The sequence below is a fragment of the Streptomyces sp. NPDC001549 genome (assembly GCF_042894025.1).
GTDB lineage: Bacteria > Actinomycetota > Actinomycetes > Streptomycetales > Streptomycetaceae > Streptomyces > Streptomyces kutzneri.
In genome coordinates, this window is the sequence record NZ_JBIAVJ010000032.1 from 72,858 (window position 1) to 88,190 (window position 15,333).

General features: G+C 67.5%; 9 protein-coding genes and 5 pseudogenes. 7 read left to right on the forward strand and 7 right to left on the reverse strand.

Annotation, left to right across the window (positions count from 1 at the left end; genetic code table 11):
• Positions 1-870: 870 nt before the first annotated feature.
• Positions 871-1,334 (forward strand): annotated as a pseudogene (locus ACFY04_RS37185) (transposase family protein); the annotation flags it as partial.
• A 639-nt stretch (positions 1,335-1,973) separates the two neighbouring features.
• Positions 1,974-2,831, forward strand: a complete 858-nt coding sequence (locus ACFY04_RS37190; protein ID WP_389124141.1) for a hypothetical protein — start codon at positions 1,974-1,976, stop codon at positions 2,829-2,831.
• A 149-nt stretch (positions 2,832-2,980) separates the two neighbouring features.
• On the opposite strand, the gene ACFY04_RS37195 is transcribed toward ACFY04_RS37190, so the two are convergent.
• The gene (locus ACFY04_RS37195; protein ID WP_389124143.1) at positions 2,981-3,808 is read right to left on the reverse strand and encodes a transposase; all 828 of its coding nucleotides are present in this window, start codon (positions 3,806-3,808) and stop codon (positions 2,981-2,983) included.
• On the opposite strand from ACFY04_RS37195, the gene ACFY04_RS37200 reads away from it, so the two are divergent.
• The 3 genes from ACFY04_RS37200 to ACFY04_RS37210 all read left to right on the forward strand — a co-directional run bounded on the left by ACFY04_RS37200 (position 3,744) and on the right by ACFY04_RS37210 (position 6,496).
• A complete protein-coding gene (locus tag ACFY04_RS37200) occupies positions 3,744-4,367 on the forward strand; it encodes a tyrosine-type recombinase/integrase (RefSeq protein ID WP_389124144.1) in 624 nt (207 codons plus the stop codon). The two genes, ACFY04_RS37195 and ACFY04_RS37200, sit on opposite strands and share 65 nt — an antisense overlap.
• A 189-nt stretch (positions 4,368-4,556) precedes the next feature.
• The gene (locus tag ACFY04_RS37205) at positions 4,557-6,002 is read left to right on the forward strand and encodes a molybdopterin-dependent oxidoreductase (protein WP_389124146.1); all 1,446 of its coding nucleotides are present in this window, start codon (positions 4,557-4,559) and stop codon (positions 6,000-6,002) included.
• On the forward strand, positions 5,999-6,496 hold the full coding sequence (locus ACFY04_RS37210; protein WP_327363446.1) for a hypothetical protein: 498 nt from the start codon (positions 5,999-6,001) through the stop codon (positions 6,494-6,496). The genes ACFY04_RS37205 and ACFY04_RS37210 overlap by 4 nt, the downstream gene beginning before the upstream one ends.
• Here the strand turns inward: ACFY04_RS37210 and ACFY04_RS37215 are convergent.
• Complete coding sequence (locus ACFY04_RS37215) at positions 6,466-7,122, reverse strand: class I SAM-dependent methyltransferase (RefSeq protein WP_389124147.1); 657 nt, start codon at positions 7,120-7,122, stop codon at positions 6,466-6,468. The genes ACFY04_RS37210 and ACFY04_RS37215 overlap by 31 nt on opposite strands.
• Positions 7,123-7,231: 109 nt before the next feature.
• On the opposite strand from ACFY04_RS37215, the pseudogene ACFY04_RS37220 reads away from it, so the two are divergent.
• Both ACFY04_RS37220 and ACFY04_RS37225 read left to right on the forward strand, forming a co-directional pair.
• A pseudogene (locus tag ACFY04_RS37220) lies at positions 7,232-7,819 on the forward strand (NAD-binding protein); the annotation flags it as partial.
• Between the two features lie 38 nt (positions 7,820-7,857).
• Positions 7,858-7,914, forward strand: a pseudogene (locus ACFY04_RS37225) (hypothetical protein); the annotation flags it as partial.
• Between the two features lie 298 nt (positions 7,915-8,212).
• Here ACFY04_RS37225 and ACFY04_RS37230 read toward each other — a convergent pair.
• The 5 genes and pseudogenes from ACFY04_RS37230 to ACFY04_RS37250 all read right to left on the reverse strand — a co-directional run.
• Positions 8,213-8,702 (reverse strand): annotated as a pseudogene (locus ACFY04_RS37230) (transposase); the annotation flags it as partial.
• Between the two features lie 90 nt (positions 8,703-8,792).
• Positions 8,793-10,289 (reverse strand): vanadium-dependent haloperoxidase, encoded by a 1,497-nt coding sequence (locus tag ACFY04_RS37235; RefSeq protein ID WP_389124150.1) that lies wholly within the window; start codon positions 10,287-10,289, stop codon positions 8,793-8,795.
• 190 nt (positions 10,290-10,479) lie between these two features.
• Positions 10,480-10,997, reverse strand: a pseudogene (locus ACFY04_RS37240) (transposase family protein); the annotation flags it as partial.
• 543 nt (positions 10,998-11,540) lie between these two features.
• Positions 11,541-13,037 (reverse strand): FAD-binding oxidoreductase, encoded by a 1,497-nt coding sequence (locus ACFY04_RS37245; protein WP_389124153.1) that lies wholly within the window; start codon positions 13,035-13,037, stop codon positions 11,541-11,543.
• Between the two features lie 348 nt (positions 13,038-13,385).
• Positions 13,386-15,221, reverse strand: coding sequence for a glycoside hydrolase family 15 protein (locus tag ACFY04_RS37250; protein WP_389124155.1), 1,836 nt, complete (start codon positions 15,219-15,221; stop codon positions 13,386-13,388).
• Positions 15,222-15,333 lie beyond the last annotated feature (112 nt).

Here is a 15,333-nt window from a genome sequence, read left to right on the forward strand (position 1 = left end):
TTCGGTGCAGCTCTCAATAGAGCCCCATTTTCAGCCTCAGTAGATCGTCTGACGGACCCAACGGCCGTATAACGACCACCGGGACCGTGGACCACTTCATGCGGAATCCGTAAGAAAGAAATCCCTTGAGGCAAGATCTATAGCTTGCCGAAGTGGAGGCGCGCTTACCTACAGCAATTCCGTTGGTACTGTAGAGGAAATGCACTACATGGCGCGTAGTCAGCTCGCCGAACTCGGAGTCAGGGAACTGCTTGACGAGCCTGACCAGTACACTCTTCTTAAGGCTATCCACGCCGGTCGCCTCAAAATATCGATCCACCGCATCGCCTAGGGAAATCGTCACCACGACACCCCTTCCCGGTCGCCTCTATTTTAAAGGGAAGTAATCTGAAAGGGTGATAGCAGGGCTGATCGACTGAGAGCGCTAGGGGGATTCATCGGGGGTTCGAACGGATTAGCCCCACAGGCTAATTTTCAAGGTTATAGCATGGCGCCCCGGTGCATTCCATGGCGTCATTCTCGTGTCGGATCCAGGCCCTGCCTTGTGCATTGGGTTCAGGAACAGGCACTTAGCTTGTTCTTTATCTGCCAAGATCTTCCGGGCTTGCCGATGGCCTTGAGGGCCTCGGGGCGATTGGCAGTTTTGCCGACGTCGTAGCGAGGTGCCCGGTGTGCGCGCTGGGGAGCCTGCATCCCGCCGTAGCGGCAGCCGGGTGGTCGGCCGCTGCAGCCAGTCAACCCGTTGGCCATGTCGAGGCGCATGAGTGTCTGTTACTCACCCGGCTCGCGGCATTGAGCCCTTTCCAACCTGACCGCGATGTTGGGGTGTTGGGGGTTGAGGGCTGTACGTAACGACGAAGCTCCTGGTAGATGGGTTCTCGACCAAGATCACCCGTGCTGCCAGGAGCTTCCGCGCTTGTCCACCCGTCGTCGATCGATCTGTCCAGCCGCACACTGAGGCACCTGGCCGGACAGCTCACCGTGAGGCGGCGGGACATCGGTACGCGGTGGCGGCGGCGGTCGGCCGGCCGCCAGGACTTTCCGGCCCTGGCCCGTCTGCGGTGCGATGACGCCTACGCCCAGCTCGCCGCGGGGTTCGGTATCGGCATTGCGACCGTCTACCGGTATATACGCGAAGCGATCGAGGTGCTGGCCGCTCTCGCACCGTCCCTGGCGGAGGCGATGGAGACGGCCCGGACGAAGGCGTCGTGATTCTGGACGGCACGCTGCTGGCGATCGACAGGATCGCCACGGACGCGCCCTACTACTCGGGGAAACACAAGCGGCACGACATGAGCCAGGTCGTCCTGCGGAAGGAAGCAGGAGCTGCTCTGTCCGGGCCCTCGGACGGGGTGGAAGTCTTCACCACCAGGCAAGGGAGACACCGCCCTACCGCAGCAACGGCGGGACTCCCAACGTCTCGAACGCCTTCCCCGAACCATCAATGGCGCGTGCACCTGTCTGTCGTCGTCACGCTGCCGACCGGTTGGCGGAGGAGGCGTCCCACCCGATCAAGGAAGGGAACATCCATGAGATATCGGCAGCTCATGAACCGCATGAGGCCCGGGGTGACACTACTGACCGCTCTCACCCTCACACTCTGCGGAAGTGCACTCGGCCCACCGGCCTGACCCACGGCAATCAGCCCACGGAACGAGCCGTCAGGAACCGGATACCCCAGCCAGCCGAACCCCTCACGCCGGCGTGCGCACGTAAATGATCGAGGCAAGAAAAGTGCCGAAGTGCCGAAAGGAAAAGAGAATGAGTATCGAATATCTATGGACTGCAGAACGAAATATGCTAGCTTCTCGCAAAGCTAACCCTCAGGCGGTCACGCGAGGCTCCCCTGCCAACTGCGAAGCAGCAGGCAGCCTCTCCCTCCGGCCAGTGGGATGGGATAAGGATTACGGGCTGACGGCCGTGCCCCTGTGCATAGACTCACGGGTAGTCGATCTTCGAAAGGTGTAATGAGCGTGCTACGTGTGCTGGATGGCAAGGCGTTTATGAACAAGGACTTCGAGGCGGTGACACTCCCTGCTCCGTGGCGGATGTACAGCGACTGGAGAAGCTTCATTCACCCCGATCCTGAGGTCCAGGCCTTCCGCAACGCTGCGCCCGTTCGAGGGCGCGGAGACTACGAGCTCCACGTCGAATGCCTGAAGAGGGAAGACGCCCCCGACGCAAGCTTCGAGCATTTCATTGCCAACCGTCTGCGTGAGTCGCTGGACCCGAATTACAGAGCGGAGCCCAAGGACGCCCCAAAGCAGTTCCACTTCCGCGCTTGGTATCACGCGCAACGGCTGGCGGCCATGCCGGTGGCGGAGCAGGCGGCTTCCTACGTCAAGTCACTTCCCTACTACCATGCGCCAGTCGAAGTGCTGTGGGGGCTCTCGAACTTCGGTGATCTGCGGTGGGACAGAGTGGAGACGTCAGATCAGCTTCCGGACCGCGCCGTCCCAAGGACGGACGGTGCCGACGCCCCAGCAGAGGACGGCTCGATGCTGCTTCCCACAATTTACGCCGATGTCGAACCCGACTTGATGCATCAGGACATCGACGCCATCCGTGAAAACCAGCTGAACTGGCTGAACCATCTGCCACAGATGCGTCGTGGCAGCTTGCTGCGCCACGCCGCAGCGGAGGTGATCGACAAAGAACTCCAGCCGCTATCCGCGTTGTGCCGCAAGCACGGCACCTTCGGTGAAGCCGTCCTACCAGGAGCATTCGACCCCATCACCGGCTTCTTCCTCGAAGCGTACGACGGCAACTTTGAAGGGGCGCTCATCGAGACAGACATACACTTCTACGACATCTCACTGGCCACCTCCTGACTAGAACATCAGCCTAGAAGCGCCAAAAAGTGCGGGCGCCCCCAAGATTTCGAGTCTGGAAGAGGCGGCCGGATTGAAAATCATGGCCGGTGTTGAAGCTCAGCGGGGAGGCCGGGCAGGGTTTGCGGGTTCGTGCCCGGCAGGGACGGTCAGGTCCATTTCGTCCATTTGGCCTGAGTGCTTTTGCGGGTTGCCGTGGCGAGTTCGTGGCTCCAGGGCCAGGTCGCCGACATCCGCAAGCGCAGACGCCGACCGCCGCGGGTGAGGCGTGCGGCGACGTACAGCAGCCTGTAGCGGAGCTTCTTCGGCTCGGCAGAAGCGAGTTCACAGTCCAGCAGCAGGACGCGCGTCCAGGCCAGCAGGTCGATCGCCGCAAGGCTGAGTTCGAGCCAGGCGGCATTGATGTTGAAGTCGCGGGAGGGGAAGCGGCCGAAGCCGGTGGTCTTGCCGCACCGGATGTGGTCCTCGACGCGTGCATGGCCGCGGTGACGGACCTCCGGGAACTGGGCGGATCCGCCACCGGGGGAAGGGGTACCGGTGAGGAACACCTGACGCCGCAGGCCCTCGCCCTGGTCGAACAGGGACAATTGGGCTCCGGGGTGCGGCCGCTCCCGGCGCACGATGATGCAGGTGCCGGCCGGATAGCCGTCCATGTCGATCATGCCGGCCAGCTCGGCGACCTCGGCCCCGGCACGCACTGTCCCGTCCTGGTTCAGGGCGGGGTGCCAGAGGGGGGCGGGCATGGCCCGGACAGCGCGGCGGAGCGGCTCGGTGAGGGCGTATCCGACCGAGGGAGTCGGACGGATGCGTCCGGACCGGGTAATGCGGCGGCCGGCCCTTCCCGCGAAGAGTTCGCCCTGGCCCACCCCAAGGGCGGCCGGCCGCCCAAGCACCCCGGTCCCGGTCTTGGGCGTGGAGCCCCCGCAGTACGACCCGGAACGTGCGGTCATCCCCTCCCCCGCCCAGCTCCGCGACATACGCACCGCCGGTGACGACCGGTTCCTGCTGATCGCCGACCTGATGAGCGGCTGCGGCATGCGCAACGGCGCGGCCTTCGCCGTCAACCTCAACAACCTCGTCGCCGACGACGTCTACCGCATCACCGAACAGGTCAACCAGACCACCAAGACGTACGGTCGCCTCAAGCACCGCAAGCCCACCGACTACCGCGACGTCCCCCTCCCGGCCCGCATCCGCGAGACCATCGAGTGGTACGCCGACAAGCACGGCACGGTCGACGGCTACCTCCTCCGCCACCCCCAGGACCCCACCAAGCCGTACCTCGTCTACTACCTCCAGAACCAGTGGCAGCGCATCAAACGAGCCGACGAGGTCAACATCCCCGACGGCATGGTGATCTACAGCCTCCGCCACTTCTTCGCCTCGAACTGCCTCACCAACGGCATCCCCATCACGGACGTAGCCGAGTGGATGGGCCACAAGAGCCTCGACATCACCTTCAAGATCTACCGTCACCTCATGCCAGGCTCCATCGGCAAAGCAGCCAAGATCCTCGACGTCGGCCTCGCCTCGTAAGACCGGTCAAAGTCCCCACCTGTCAGGCGCCTCTGCTGTCGCTTCCTATGACCTGTCAACAGGTTCCCTCGTCAGGCCCAGGAGGGCGTATCTGGCCGTGTCACGCGTGCTGTACGGCTCTGATCTGGATGTTCTCGGTGAGAGTGGCTGTCCGGTGGGCTCGGCAACGCTGTGGGCGGAGGATTCCTTATGGGTGAGAGCGGCAGCGGGCAGCCGCCGGGCGGCACCCCACGGCGCCCGCGTGGTCACGCGTCCGGGAGCGCCGACGGCGCGTCGGACGATGACCGGACGGGGAGGGCCGCCACGCCCGGGAAGTCTGCTGCCGCCGAGGTGACGAGGCCCGGGCCGGTGGCACGGTTGCGTGCGCTCGTGAAGTCCGCAGGGTCTGCGGGGCCTCCCCCGGGGCCGGCGCGGCCGGAGTTCTGGCGCAGCCCTCTCCGCGGCCCGCGGCTGACCGCGGTGTTCGGGCTCGTCCTGCTGTTCGGAATCACGGTGCTGTTCGTGACGGGCCTGCTGTCGTACGCCGCTTACAACCCGGATCTGGCTGCGGTCAACGATCAGACTCCGGACAAGGGGTGGCTCGGCTTCTACCTGTTCTCCTGGCCGACGTCACCGTACTGGCTCTACCGGCTGACCCAGGGCGTCCACGTGACGCTCGGGGTCGTGCTGGTGCCCGTGCTGCTGGCGAAGCTGTGGTCGGTCATTCCAAAGCTGTTCGAGTGGCCCCCGATCCGCTCGGTGAGCCACGCCGTCGACCGCCTGTCCCTGCTCCTCCTGGTCGGCGGCGCCGGCTTCGAATTCGTCACCGGCATCCTCAACGTACAGCTCCACTACATCTTCCCCGGCTCCTTCTACACCCTGCACTTCTACGGAGCCTGGGTGTTCATCGGCGCCTTCGTCGTCCACGTGGCCTTCCGGCTGCCCAGGGCCCTGCGGGCCGTACGGTCACGACGCGGGGAGCCTGCGGCGGGTAGCGAGGAAGCGGTCGGGCTGGTCGCGCCAAGCCCCGCGGCGCCGACCATCTCCCGCCGGGGCGCCCTGGCCATGGTCGGGCTCGGGTCGGTGGCGCTGCTGGTGGTCACAGCGGGGCAGAGCATCGGCGGGTGGTGGCGGCAGACCGCGCTGCTGGCACCGCACGGCCGGAACCCCGGCTCGGGCCCGAACGGCTTCCAGATCAACAAGACCGCCGCCTCGGTCGGCATCCGGCCCAGCGACATCGGTCCCGCCTGGCGGCTGACGGTACGCGGCCCCGGACGGCAGGTCGATATCACCTACCGGCAGCTGCTGGCGATGACGCAGCACGAGGCTGCCCTGCCCATCGCCTGCGTGGAAGGCTGGTCCACCACCGACCAGCAGTGGAGCGGGGTCCGGCTCACCGAACTGGCCGCCCTCGTAGGGCTCGGCGTGCGCACGCCCGAGGTACTGGTGGAGTCGGTACAGCGCGGCGGCTCCTTCCGTTCGGCCGTGCTGCGCGACAACCAGGTCCGCGACAGCCGCTCGCTCCTGGCCCTCCGGGTCAACGGGGCGACCCTCTCCGCCGACCACGGCTATCCAGCGCGGATCATCGTCCCCGGGGCACCCGGAGTGCACAACACCAAATGGGTCACCCGCCTGACGTTCGGAGAGCCGGCATGAGCGCTCCGACGGCCTTCCGCCGCCGCTACGGCGCCTCCCCGCTGCACCTGCTCCTCGTCCTGGCCTCCTTCGCCCTCGCCCTCTACGCCGGACTGCGCCTGTTCGAGGGCGACACCGTCGGCGTGGCCATGTGGTTCGTCGGCGCGGCCCTCCTCCACGACCTCGTACTGCTCCCCCTGTACTCGCTCACCGATCGGGCGGCACAGGCCCTGTTCACCCGGGGCCCGGACGACGGCCGGTCCACGCCACCGGTGAGCGTCAACTACGTCCGCGTTCCCGGGTTCGTCTCCGGTGTCCTGCTGCTGGTCTGGTGGCCGCTGATCCTGGAACAGGTCGGGCACTACACCGCCGCGACCGCCCTCCCGGCGGACGGCTTCCTGGCCCGGTGGCTGCTGATCACCGCCGCGCTGTTCGCCGCCTCGGCCATGGTCCTGATCGTACGGACATGGGGCCGGAGCCGGGCTCAGCGGCAGGCCCGCAGCGCGACGAAGTGACGGCCCCCAGTACTGGTCCACCGCTCGGCCTCGGTCCATCCCTCCGACGCTGCCTGGCGGTTCAGCGCCGCGGCGCCGACCACGGCCCATGGGAAGACGGTACTTACGGGCCATTGCCCGGCATGGATACGGACGCGGCGGCGCTCGTCCACATCAGTGGCGGCGACCTCCACCAGGAGGATGCCTTCCCGGTGCACGAGGGCCCGGACGCGGCGGAGCAACCGTCGGGGGTCACCGCCGATGCCGATGTTCCCGTCGATCAGCAGCGCCGTCCCCCACCCGCCCTCGTCGGGGAGAGGATCGAAGACGGACCTGCTCATTGCGGACCCTCCCCGGCACACCGTCGTGATCACGGCGGAAGGACAGACGTCGATGCCGAGGACCTGGCGGCCCCGCCCCGTCAACGCCTCGACCAGCCGGCCGGCGCCGCACCCGATGTCCAGCACCCGGCCGGTGCACCGGCGCAGAACCGTCCGGTCGGCCTCGTCCGCCCGGCCACACCACCGCTCCAGGTCCAGGGGGAAGTGCCAGCCCTCCGCATCGCGCAGGGACAGCGTGCGCTGCGGGGTGTGCATCGCCTGCGCGTAAGAGCTGCTGCTCCAGGCCCGGTGTTCATGAGCGGTCATCCCCCATGTCTCGCCGCACAACGCGCCCGCGGTGCGCTCCAGGCCGTTGATTCCCCCGGATGGGTCTTCGATATCGGTGCAGCCTCAACAGCCCGCCCCTGATGGGCGGATGATCGTGTGCGGTGACGACGGGCTGGCCCGTCGGCCGGCCTCCGAGCTGCGGGAGGTCTACAAGGAGCGGGTAACGCTGGTAGCGCCCGCCGCCCGCGACACTCAGCCGAGCGTCGGCCGCGCCCCTGGGGTACCGGGGCCCGGCCTGCTGGGGGCGGGTCCCGCTGCCACGGGCACGGACCGCGGGCGGCGGGCCGCCGGCCGTGCGGGACTGCAGATCCTGGACGCGGCGGAGCCGGACGAGGAGGTACTGGCCGCTGCGGGGGTGGCCGGGACCGCCGCGCTGGCACTCGTCTATGAGGACGACGACACCAACGTCCGGGCCGCCCTGGTGGCACGCCGGCTCAACCCGAGGCTGCGGCTGGTGATCCGGCTCTACAACCGCGAGCTCGGCCAGCACCTGGAGGAGCTCCTGGACCAGGCCGCGATGGTGGCGGAGCCGGGTATCGACCTGCGGGAGCTGGACTCCTCGACGACCGTGCTCTCGGACGCCGATACGGCCGCGGCCGCGCTGGCCGCCAGCGCCGTCGCGAGTACCGGCAAGGTGGTCCAGGCCGACGGCCTCCTGCTGCGCGCGGTGGAGCGCACGCGGCAGGCATCGGCCGGGCGCACTCCCTGCTCGCCCTGACCAGCTCGGACACCACCAACATCGAGGCCGCCCTGTACGCCCGCACCGTCGAGCCGAATCTGCGGGCCGTGCTTCGCCTGCACGAGGACGACTTCGCGACCGCCGTCTACCGCACGCTGCGGGCCGCGCACCCGGCTGCCCTGACCCGCAGCCGCAGCGTGACGCGGCGACTCTAGAGATCTGGATGCGATCGTGACCGCGCCGACAGCTCCAGCCTGGCGGGCGGCGTCTCCGGGAATCGCCGCGTCAGCAGCGAAGGAGACGTCAGGCCTCGCGGGCTGCCGCTCCGCTGCGGTGCGGCGCAAAGATGGAAAGCCTCCTCCCCGGCGTCCTCCATAGCCTGCAGAGCTACCGGATCCGTAGTCGGCGGAAGCCGTGGAGCCAGGCGATGGTCCGCTCTACGACCCACCGGTAGACGCCGAGGCCGGAGCCGTGTGGGACTCCGCGGCGGGCGATCACGGGTTTGACTCCGGTCGCCCAGACCAGGCGGCGGTACTTGTGGTGGTCGTGGCCGCGGTCGGCCAGGAGGGTGTCGGGTCGTCTGCGGGGCCGGCCGACGAGGCCGGCGACCGGCGGGATCTTGTTCAGCAGCGGCATCAGCTGGGTGACGTCGTTGCGGTTCCCACCGGTCAGCGACACGGCCAGTGGGATGCCCTGGCCGTCGACGATGAGGGGGTATTGCTGCCTGGACGTGCTCGGTCGACCGGGCTGGGCCCGCTTGGGGGCCCCGTCGAGCGGCCCTGACGTGGGAGGAGTCGATCACCGCCCGCGACCAGTCCAGCTTCTTCAACAGCATGCCGGTATGCAGCACGAACAGGATCCCGCACAGGGCTTGGCGGTCCGGTTCGGAAGTCACATGATCAACAGCTTCTGTCAGGACCTCTGAGCCGGGGCGCCGGCCGATCCGGCCGGCGTGGGCCACGGTGCCGTTTCACCGCTGATCAGGACGGCCCGGTCGTGTCGGCTGGAGCGCGTTGTCGAACACGTAGTCGGCAACGTTGGTGCCGATCTCCCTCCCGTCCTCGGCGTCCCAGCGGAAGTGCACGCCCAGCCAGAGTCGGCTGAACTCGCCCTCCTGGGCGACCTGGCTGAAGCTGTTCATCTGGCGGGACAGAACGAGTGTGTGCGGGTCCTCGGAGTGTGCGGTGAACGAGACGTCGTCACGGTCGAAGTAGTGCTGCATCGCGCCTGCCCACGCAGCCGTGAAGTTGGCGTGCCCAGAGGTCCAGGCGGGGAAGCACGGGGTCCACGGTGCCCCCGAGCGGTCCGCACTGAGGGGCTCCCAGGTTGCGTTCGCGCCGCCCGTCGCCCGGATCGCGGACACCGGGCGCCACTCGTTGATCGGGCTGTCCAACTTGCTGTCCCAGGCTGCGATCCCGGCATCCGCCAACGACAGCGCCGACAGCGCGAACAAGCGGGTGGTGTCGTACGTGTCGAGCTTGAACTTCTTGGCGACGGTCCCGGTCAGCTGGAGCAGTTGCCCCGGGGGGTGGTAGGTGCCGTTCAGGTCGTGGTTCCAGAACCAGCCGACGACGGTCTGATCGTCGGTGCGCTCGGTGGAGTCGACGGCACCGACCCGTCGCACCTCGTCGACCTGGCGCGCGTACTCCGGGCTGGCCAACATTTCGTCGTAGGAAGTGAAGCCTCGCAGGGTGGGAGGCCGGAACTGCGAGCCGGAGCGGAGCACGAACGGTTTCACCTTGCCCCAGTTCGGGGTCACCGCGTCGCTCGGCTCCTTGCAGGCCCCTTCGTCATCCGTCGCCTCTTCACCCGTCGGCCGCCAGGCTCCAGGGGTGGTGGTGTCGCCGTCGTAGAGCTCCGGGTTGTCCGAACCGTCATCCGCCCGGGCTTTGTTGATCTGCCTCACCACGCGGTCGACCACGAGGCGGTCGAGGGGCTCGTAGGCGTGGGGGGAGCGGCCGGTCCGGGCCTCGTACCGGGCGTCGATGTAGTCCTTGTCGCCCGGGTACAGCTCGGAGATCATCCGGTACGCCGTACGGTCGATCAGCCGCTCCTCTTCGTCCCGACCCGGCTCCGACGATTCGCTGGCGTACTTCAGCGGCCGGTTGAGGTACGGCTGGTACTTCAAGGTTCCGTACGTGTTCTGATAGGCGCTCTCGGCGTTGTAGATCGCCGCGAAGACCATCGCCCCGGACCTGGAGAGTTTGCCGGGCGAGGCGTCCCAGCCCCGCGCATTGCGGAAGGTCTGAAGCAGGACCTTGTTCCAGTACTGCGTCGGATCGCCCTTGTGCCCTGTCACGGCGGCGGTCTGCGGCGCAGCGGCCGCCACCGGACTCAGCCCGGCGAGCAGGGCTCCGGCCACGGCGACGGCCCGTAGCCGTCCCAGGTGTCGGCCGGCGCGGTACTTCAGGCGTGGGAGCACAGACTGCGTGGCGGACGTGCGGCCATGGTTGGGCTTGAGAGGCACGGGCATCCCTTTCGACGTCGCTGATCAACAGCGGCAGCGTAATGTCGGATATGTCGAGATCAAGGTCAACCACGCCGATCTGCCGACGTTCTTGCATTTGTCGCGATTTGCATGTAAATGATCACTTGATCGCGATCGTCAAAGCCGAGCTGTGATGGTTCAGGCGTGAAGAGGTCTCACTGAACCTTTTTCATCCTGTGTTTTCGCAGGTGAGGAGGGTATGGACCGCAGCAACGATGCGGCTGGTGCGGCTGGCTGGGCAGCGGGTCCGACGGAGGACGCGCCAGGTTTTCAGCAGTGCGAAGGCGCGTTCGCCCGGTGCTCGGGGTCGGGCGTGGTCTCGGTTGTACTGCTGGTGGTGCGGGGGCTGGATGCTGTGGCGGTAGCAGGGAGTGCGGACGGTGGCGCCGGCGCCTTGGTCGGTCCGGTCTGCCAGGATGAGGATCTGCCGGGTGAGGCAGACCTGGACGATGCCGCGGGCGCGGGCCGCGGTCAGGTCGTGGGTGCGTCCGGACAGCGCACGGGAGAACCACAGGGGTGTGCCGCCCGGCGTGCAATGACCTGCACGTTCATCCCGCGCTTCCTGTGCTTCATCGAGCAGTAGGGCTCGTCCGCGGCGACCCGGTCGGCGGGGATCAGGGTCCCCTCAACGATGACGAAGTCGTCTTCACCCATGGCCACCAGCGCCTCGTGCGGATCGGGCGTCCATGCCGCTTGATCACCTCGATCGCCAAGCTGCTGGGAGTCTCTGCGGGTATGACCGCAGCAGCCAAAGACGCCGGAGCGCACCACAAGCGCACCAGAACGAGCGGGCGACCGCGAGGACGGCGAACTTGCACTCCTCCTGACTGCTGGCTGGACACGAGACTCTGGATTGCCTGCCGCGTCGTGAACCGGGCCGGCAACGGATACTGCCGCGAGGGCAAGACCGACGCCCGTGACGCCTTCGTGATCGCCGACGAGGTCGGCATGCGCAGGGACCGCAGGCTCATGCGGTCGGCCGATGAGGCCCTTTGGGCTGGAGATCCTCAACCATCCGCCGCACCGACCTCGTCCGCTACCGCCCCCGGGCCATCGATCGCCTGCGCTCCGCACTGGCAGGAAAGTCTTGCGGCAATGGCGCCTGCCTGACTGAATCAACCATTTCAATGAGGTTTACAGGCGTCCTGCAACAGCGTGGCCACTCCATCAGGACGGGTAGGTCGTGGCTGAGCCCCCTCGCCGGTCGGGAGGGGGCTCAGGGCTGTTCGTTCAGCAGGACGCGGGCGGGATGCTCTGCTCGTACTTGAAGACGTTGTGGGGGTCGTACTCCGCCTTGATCGTGCGCAGTCGGTCGAAGTTCGATCCCCAGTAGGCGGTCTCCCAGTCCTGCATGCCGATGTTCGCCACGTTGACGTAGGCACCGTCTACGTAGGGGCGCAGTGCCTGGCTGAATTCGGCGATCCAAGCCTGGGCCTGCGGGGTGAGCGGGTCGCAGACGCCCGGCTGGTCGGAGCGGGTCCCCCAGCCGGCGCCGGGCTCGGAGTAGAAGAGCGCGTCGCGGTGCGGGAACGCCGTGCCGCCGCGGGGGCTCTTCCTGACCGCCCCGCCGAACGCCTGCACAAAGAAGTTGCTGTCGTCCGTGGGCGCGTCCCGCATGAACGAGGAGATCACATCGATCGCCTTCCTCGGGAACGGCTTTCTGGCGAACTGCGAGAAGAACTTCCAGTTCGCGGGTTCGTCCGCGATCGGGATCTGGAAGCCCGCGTACACGTCGCCCCAGTTCCCTACCTGCACCGACACCTGGGGGCTGTCGACCGACAGGATCGGGGCCAGCAGCTTCTTCGCCTCCGCGGGTGTTCCTTCCGCGAGGACCCCAAACAGCAGGATCTGGTTCCGGTGAATTTCGAGCTGGGTGCCGAGGCGGTCGTCCGTGTACGGCGCAGTACGCTGATAGGCCTCGAAGATCCTGGACAGGTCGCCGATTCCGTCCCAAGTGGCCTGCAAATACGTGACGCTCCTCAGTGGGGCCACTTTGTAGGTGAGTGAGGTGACGATCCCGAAGTTGCCGTTCCCGGCTCCGCGCAGCGCCCAGAGCAGGTCCGGGTTGTTGTGCAGATCGGCCTTGACCACCTTGGCGCACTCAGCGCCTTCCGCAACGACGACCTCGGCACCGATCAGGCTGTCGCAGGCCATGCCGATCCAGCGGGTGAGGAAGCCGAGACCGCCGCCGAGTGTCGCCCCGGACAGGCCCACGCTGCCTTCGGTCCCGGTCGTCACCGCGAAGTTCTGCTCCGCGAGCGTGGTCACCGCTTCCAGCTGGTTGAGTCCGGCGCCGACCGTCGCGACACGGGCGGCGCTGTCGATGCGGACCGACTTCAGCTCGCTGATGTCGATCACGAGGCCGTTGTCGATGTTCGACCAGCCCTCAGTGTTGTGGCGGCCGCTGCGGACCCGTAGCGCGACGTCGTTCTGCCGTGCCCATGTAAGGGCGTTGACCACGTCCTGGGTGTTCTGGGCGAAGACGATGACCAGCGGATAGCGAGAGATGAGCTGGTCCCAGCCGAGGCGGGCGTCCGTGTACCCGGCGTCGTCGGGGCGGACGATGCGGCCGGTCAGCTTCGCCGGCGGGCACTCCGCGTTCGCGGACGCCTCCTTCACGGCGCTCGCACCGTGGGCCTCGGTGGCCGCGAGGCCCTGCGCGACGACCGCACCGGCACCGGCTGCCGCCGTCGCCTTGAGCACTTTACGACGGGAAAAGTCGTTCATGGTCCGTTTCCTCTCGGCCACCAGCGGGCGCGAATTATTCACTTGCGGGCGATTTGGGCGAAGCGGACAGTAGCAAGGATGACCGCGGTGGACTGCATCGACACACTCGCAACCACGGCCGAAACGACCCAACGGCCGTAGCCCAGGCACGAACCCGGTGTGCTTGGTTGGTGATACGACCACCCTGGCCGGGCAACCCACTTGCGTCTCGGCTGCCAGCTCCTTCAGGCAGCCGTGGGCGTTCGACCGAGACCCGGCGGCCCAGCGGGCCGGAGAATCACCTCGGTTGCGCCTTGGACAAGCCTCCGGGCCGCTCCCGGGCGGCCACCTCCCGGCGGTGATGCTGCGTCAGCCCAGCGCGCGGTCGAGGTTGAAGGCGGCGCTGATCAGCGAGAGGTGAGTGAAGGCCTGGGGGAAGTTGCCGAGTTGTTCGCCGGTCGGGCCGATCTCCTCGGCGAACAGACCGAGGTGGTTGGCGTAGGTGAGCATCTTCTCGAAAGCGAGCCGGGCCTCCTCCAGCCGGCCTGCGCGGGCCAGTGCCTCGACGTACCAGAAGGAGCAGATCGAGAAGGTGCCCTCCGGGCCGTGCAGGCCGTCCGGGCTGGCGGTCGGGTCGTAGCGGTACACCAGCGAGTCGGAGACCAGGTCCGTGGTGAGGGCGTCCAGGGTGGAGAGCCACTTGGGGTCGGTGGGCGAGATGAACTTGGCCATCGGCATCATCAGCAGCGAGGCGTCCAGCACATGGTCGTCCAGGGCCTGGACGAACGCGCCCCGCTGGGCCGACCAGCCGCGCTGCATGATCTGCCGGTAGATCGCGTCCCGGGACTCCCGCCAGCGGGGCAGGTCGGCCGGCAGGCCGCGGCGGTTCGCCATCCGCATCGCCCGCTCCAGTCCCACCCAGCACATCAGCCGCGAGTACACGAAGTTGCGCCGGCCCGCGCGGGTCTCCCAGATTCCCTCGTCGGGCTGGTCCCAGTGCTCGCAGAGCCAGTCCGCCATCGCGGCGACCTCGTCCCAGCGGGCGCTGCTGATCGGCTGTCCCCACTTGTCGTACAGGTAGATCGAGTCGATCAGGGCTCCGTAGATGTCCAGCTGGAGTTGGCCGGTGGCGGCGTTGCCAACCCGGACCGGTGCGGAGCCGAGGTATCCCTCCAGGTGCGGAAGCTCGTGTTCGGGCAGCTCACTGCGCCCGTCGATGCCATACATGATCTGCAGCGGGCCGGTCGCACCGGTGCCGGACATGATGCCGCGCTCGCCGAGGAACCCCATGAACGCCTCGGCCTCCGAGGTGAACCCGAGGCGCAGCATCGCGTAGACGCAGAAGGCGGCGTCGCGGACCCAGACGTAGCGGTAGTCCCAGTTGCGCTCGCCGCCGATCTGCTCGGGCAGGCTGGTGGTCGGTGCGGCGACGATCGCACCGGTCGGGGCGTAGGTGAGCAGCTTGAGCACCAGCGCGGAGCGGTTCACCGTTTCCCGCCACCGCCCGTGGTAGCGCGACCCCGCCAGCCAGTGACGCCAGAATCGGACGGTCGCCTCGGCCTGCTCCTGCGCCTCGGCGCGTGGACATGACCGAGGGGCCATGTCGTCGCCGATCTGGTCGAGGGCGAACACGTTGGACTCGCCTTCGAGGAGCTTGAAGTGCGACCACACGTCCAGGCCGTCGCTCTCCAGGGGTGCGGTGGCGGTCAGCGCGAGCGTCAGTGACGGGGATCGGAACACCGCCGTGTGGCCTTCGAGGTGCGTGGTGTGCGCTTCGGTGCCGTAGCCGAAGCGCGGGGCGATCCGTGCCCTGAAGGGGAGGGTTCCGCGGACGCAGATCACCCGCCGGATCAGCCGGTGCCGGGCCGCCTCGCGCGACTCGTCGACCACGGGCATGAAGTCCTGGATCTCGGCCACGCCGTCCGCGGCGAAGAACCGCGTGATCAGCACGTTCGTGTCGGGGAAGTAGAACTGCCTGGTGCGGGTCGGGACCTCGGCGGCCAGCTCGAACGAGCCGCCCCGGTCGGCGTCGAGGATGGACCCGAACACGCTGGGCGCGTCGAAGCGCGGGCAGCAGTACCAGTCGATGGTGCCGTTCGTGCCGACCAGGGCGGTCGTTCGAAGATCGCCGATCAGGCCGTGTTCGGGGATCGGTATGTAACGGCTGCTGTCGGCCTGCTCGAAACCGGTCGTGTCGAACGCCATGACGGCCTCCCTGCCTCTGCGGCGCGGGCCTGGAGATGAAGCCTTGCCTTTCATGCTAGATCGCTACTCGATGCGGGGGCCTGGCGGAGCCGTGCGGACAGAACTCGGCGCC

What these genes read in the sequence shown, in the direction of transcription:
- ACFY04_RS37195 (WP_389124143.1), bottom strand. Translation starts at nt 3,808, where the DNA reads ATGTCGCGGAGCTGGGCGGGGGAGGGGATGACCGCACGTTCCGGGTCG.
- ACFY04_RS37205 (WP_389124146.1), top strand. Translation starts at nt 4,557, where the DNA reads ATGGGTGAGAGCGGCAGCGGGCAGCCGCCGGGCGGCACCCCACGGCGC.
- ACFY04_RS37210 (WP_327363446.1), top strand. Translation starts at nt 5,999, where the DNA reads ATGAGCGCTCCGACGGCCTTCCGCCGCCGCTACGGCGCCTCCCCGCTG.
- ACFY04_RS37215 (WP_389124147.1), bottom strand. Translation starts at nt 7,122, where the DNA reads ATGACCGCTCATGAACACCGGGCCTGGAGCAGCAGCTCTTACGCGCAG.
- ACFY04_RS37245 (WP_389124153.1), bottom strand. Translation starts at nt 13,037, where the DNA reads ATGAACGACTTTTCCCGTCGTAAAGTGCTCAAGGCGACGGCGGCAGCC.
- ACFY04_RS37250 (WP_389124155.1), bottom strand. Translation starts at nt 15,221, where the DNA reads ATGGCGTTCGACACGACCGGTTTCGAGCAGGCCGACAGCAGCCGTTAC.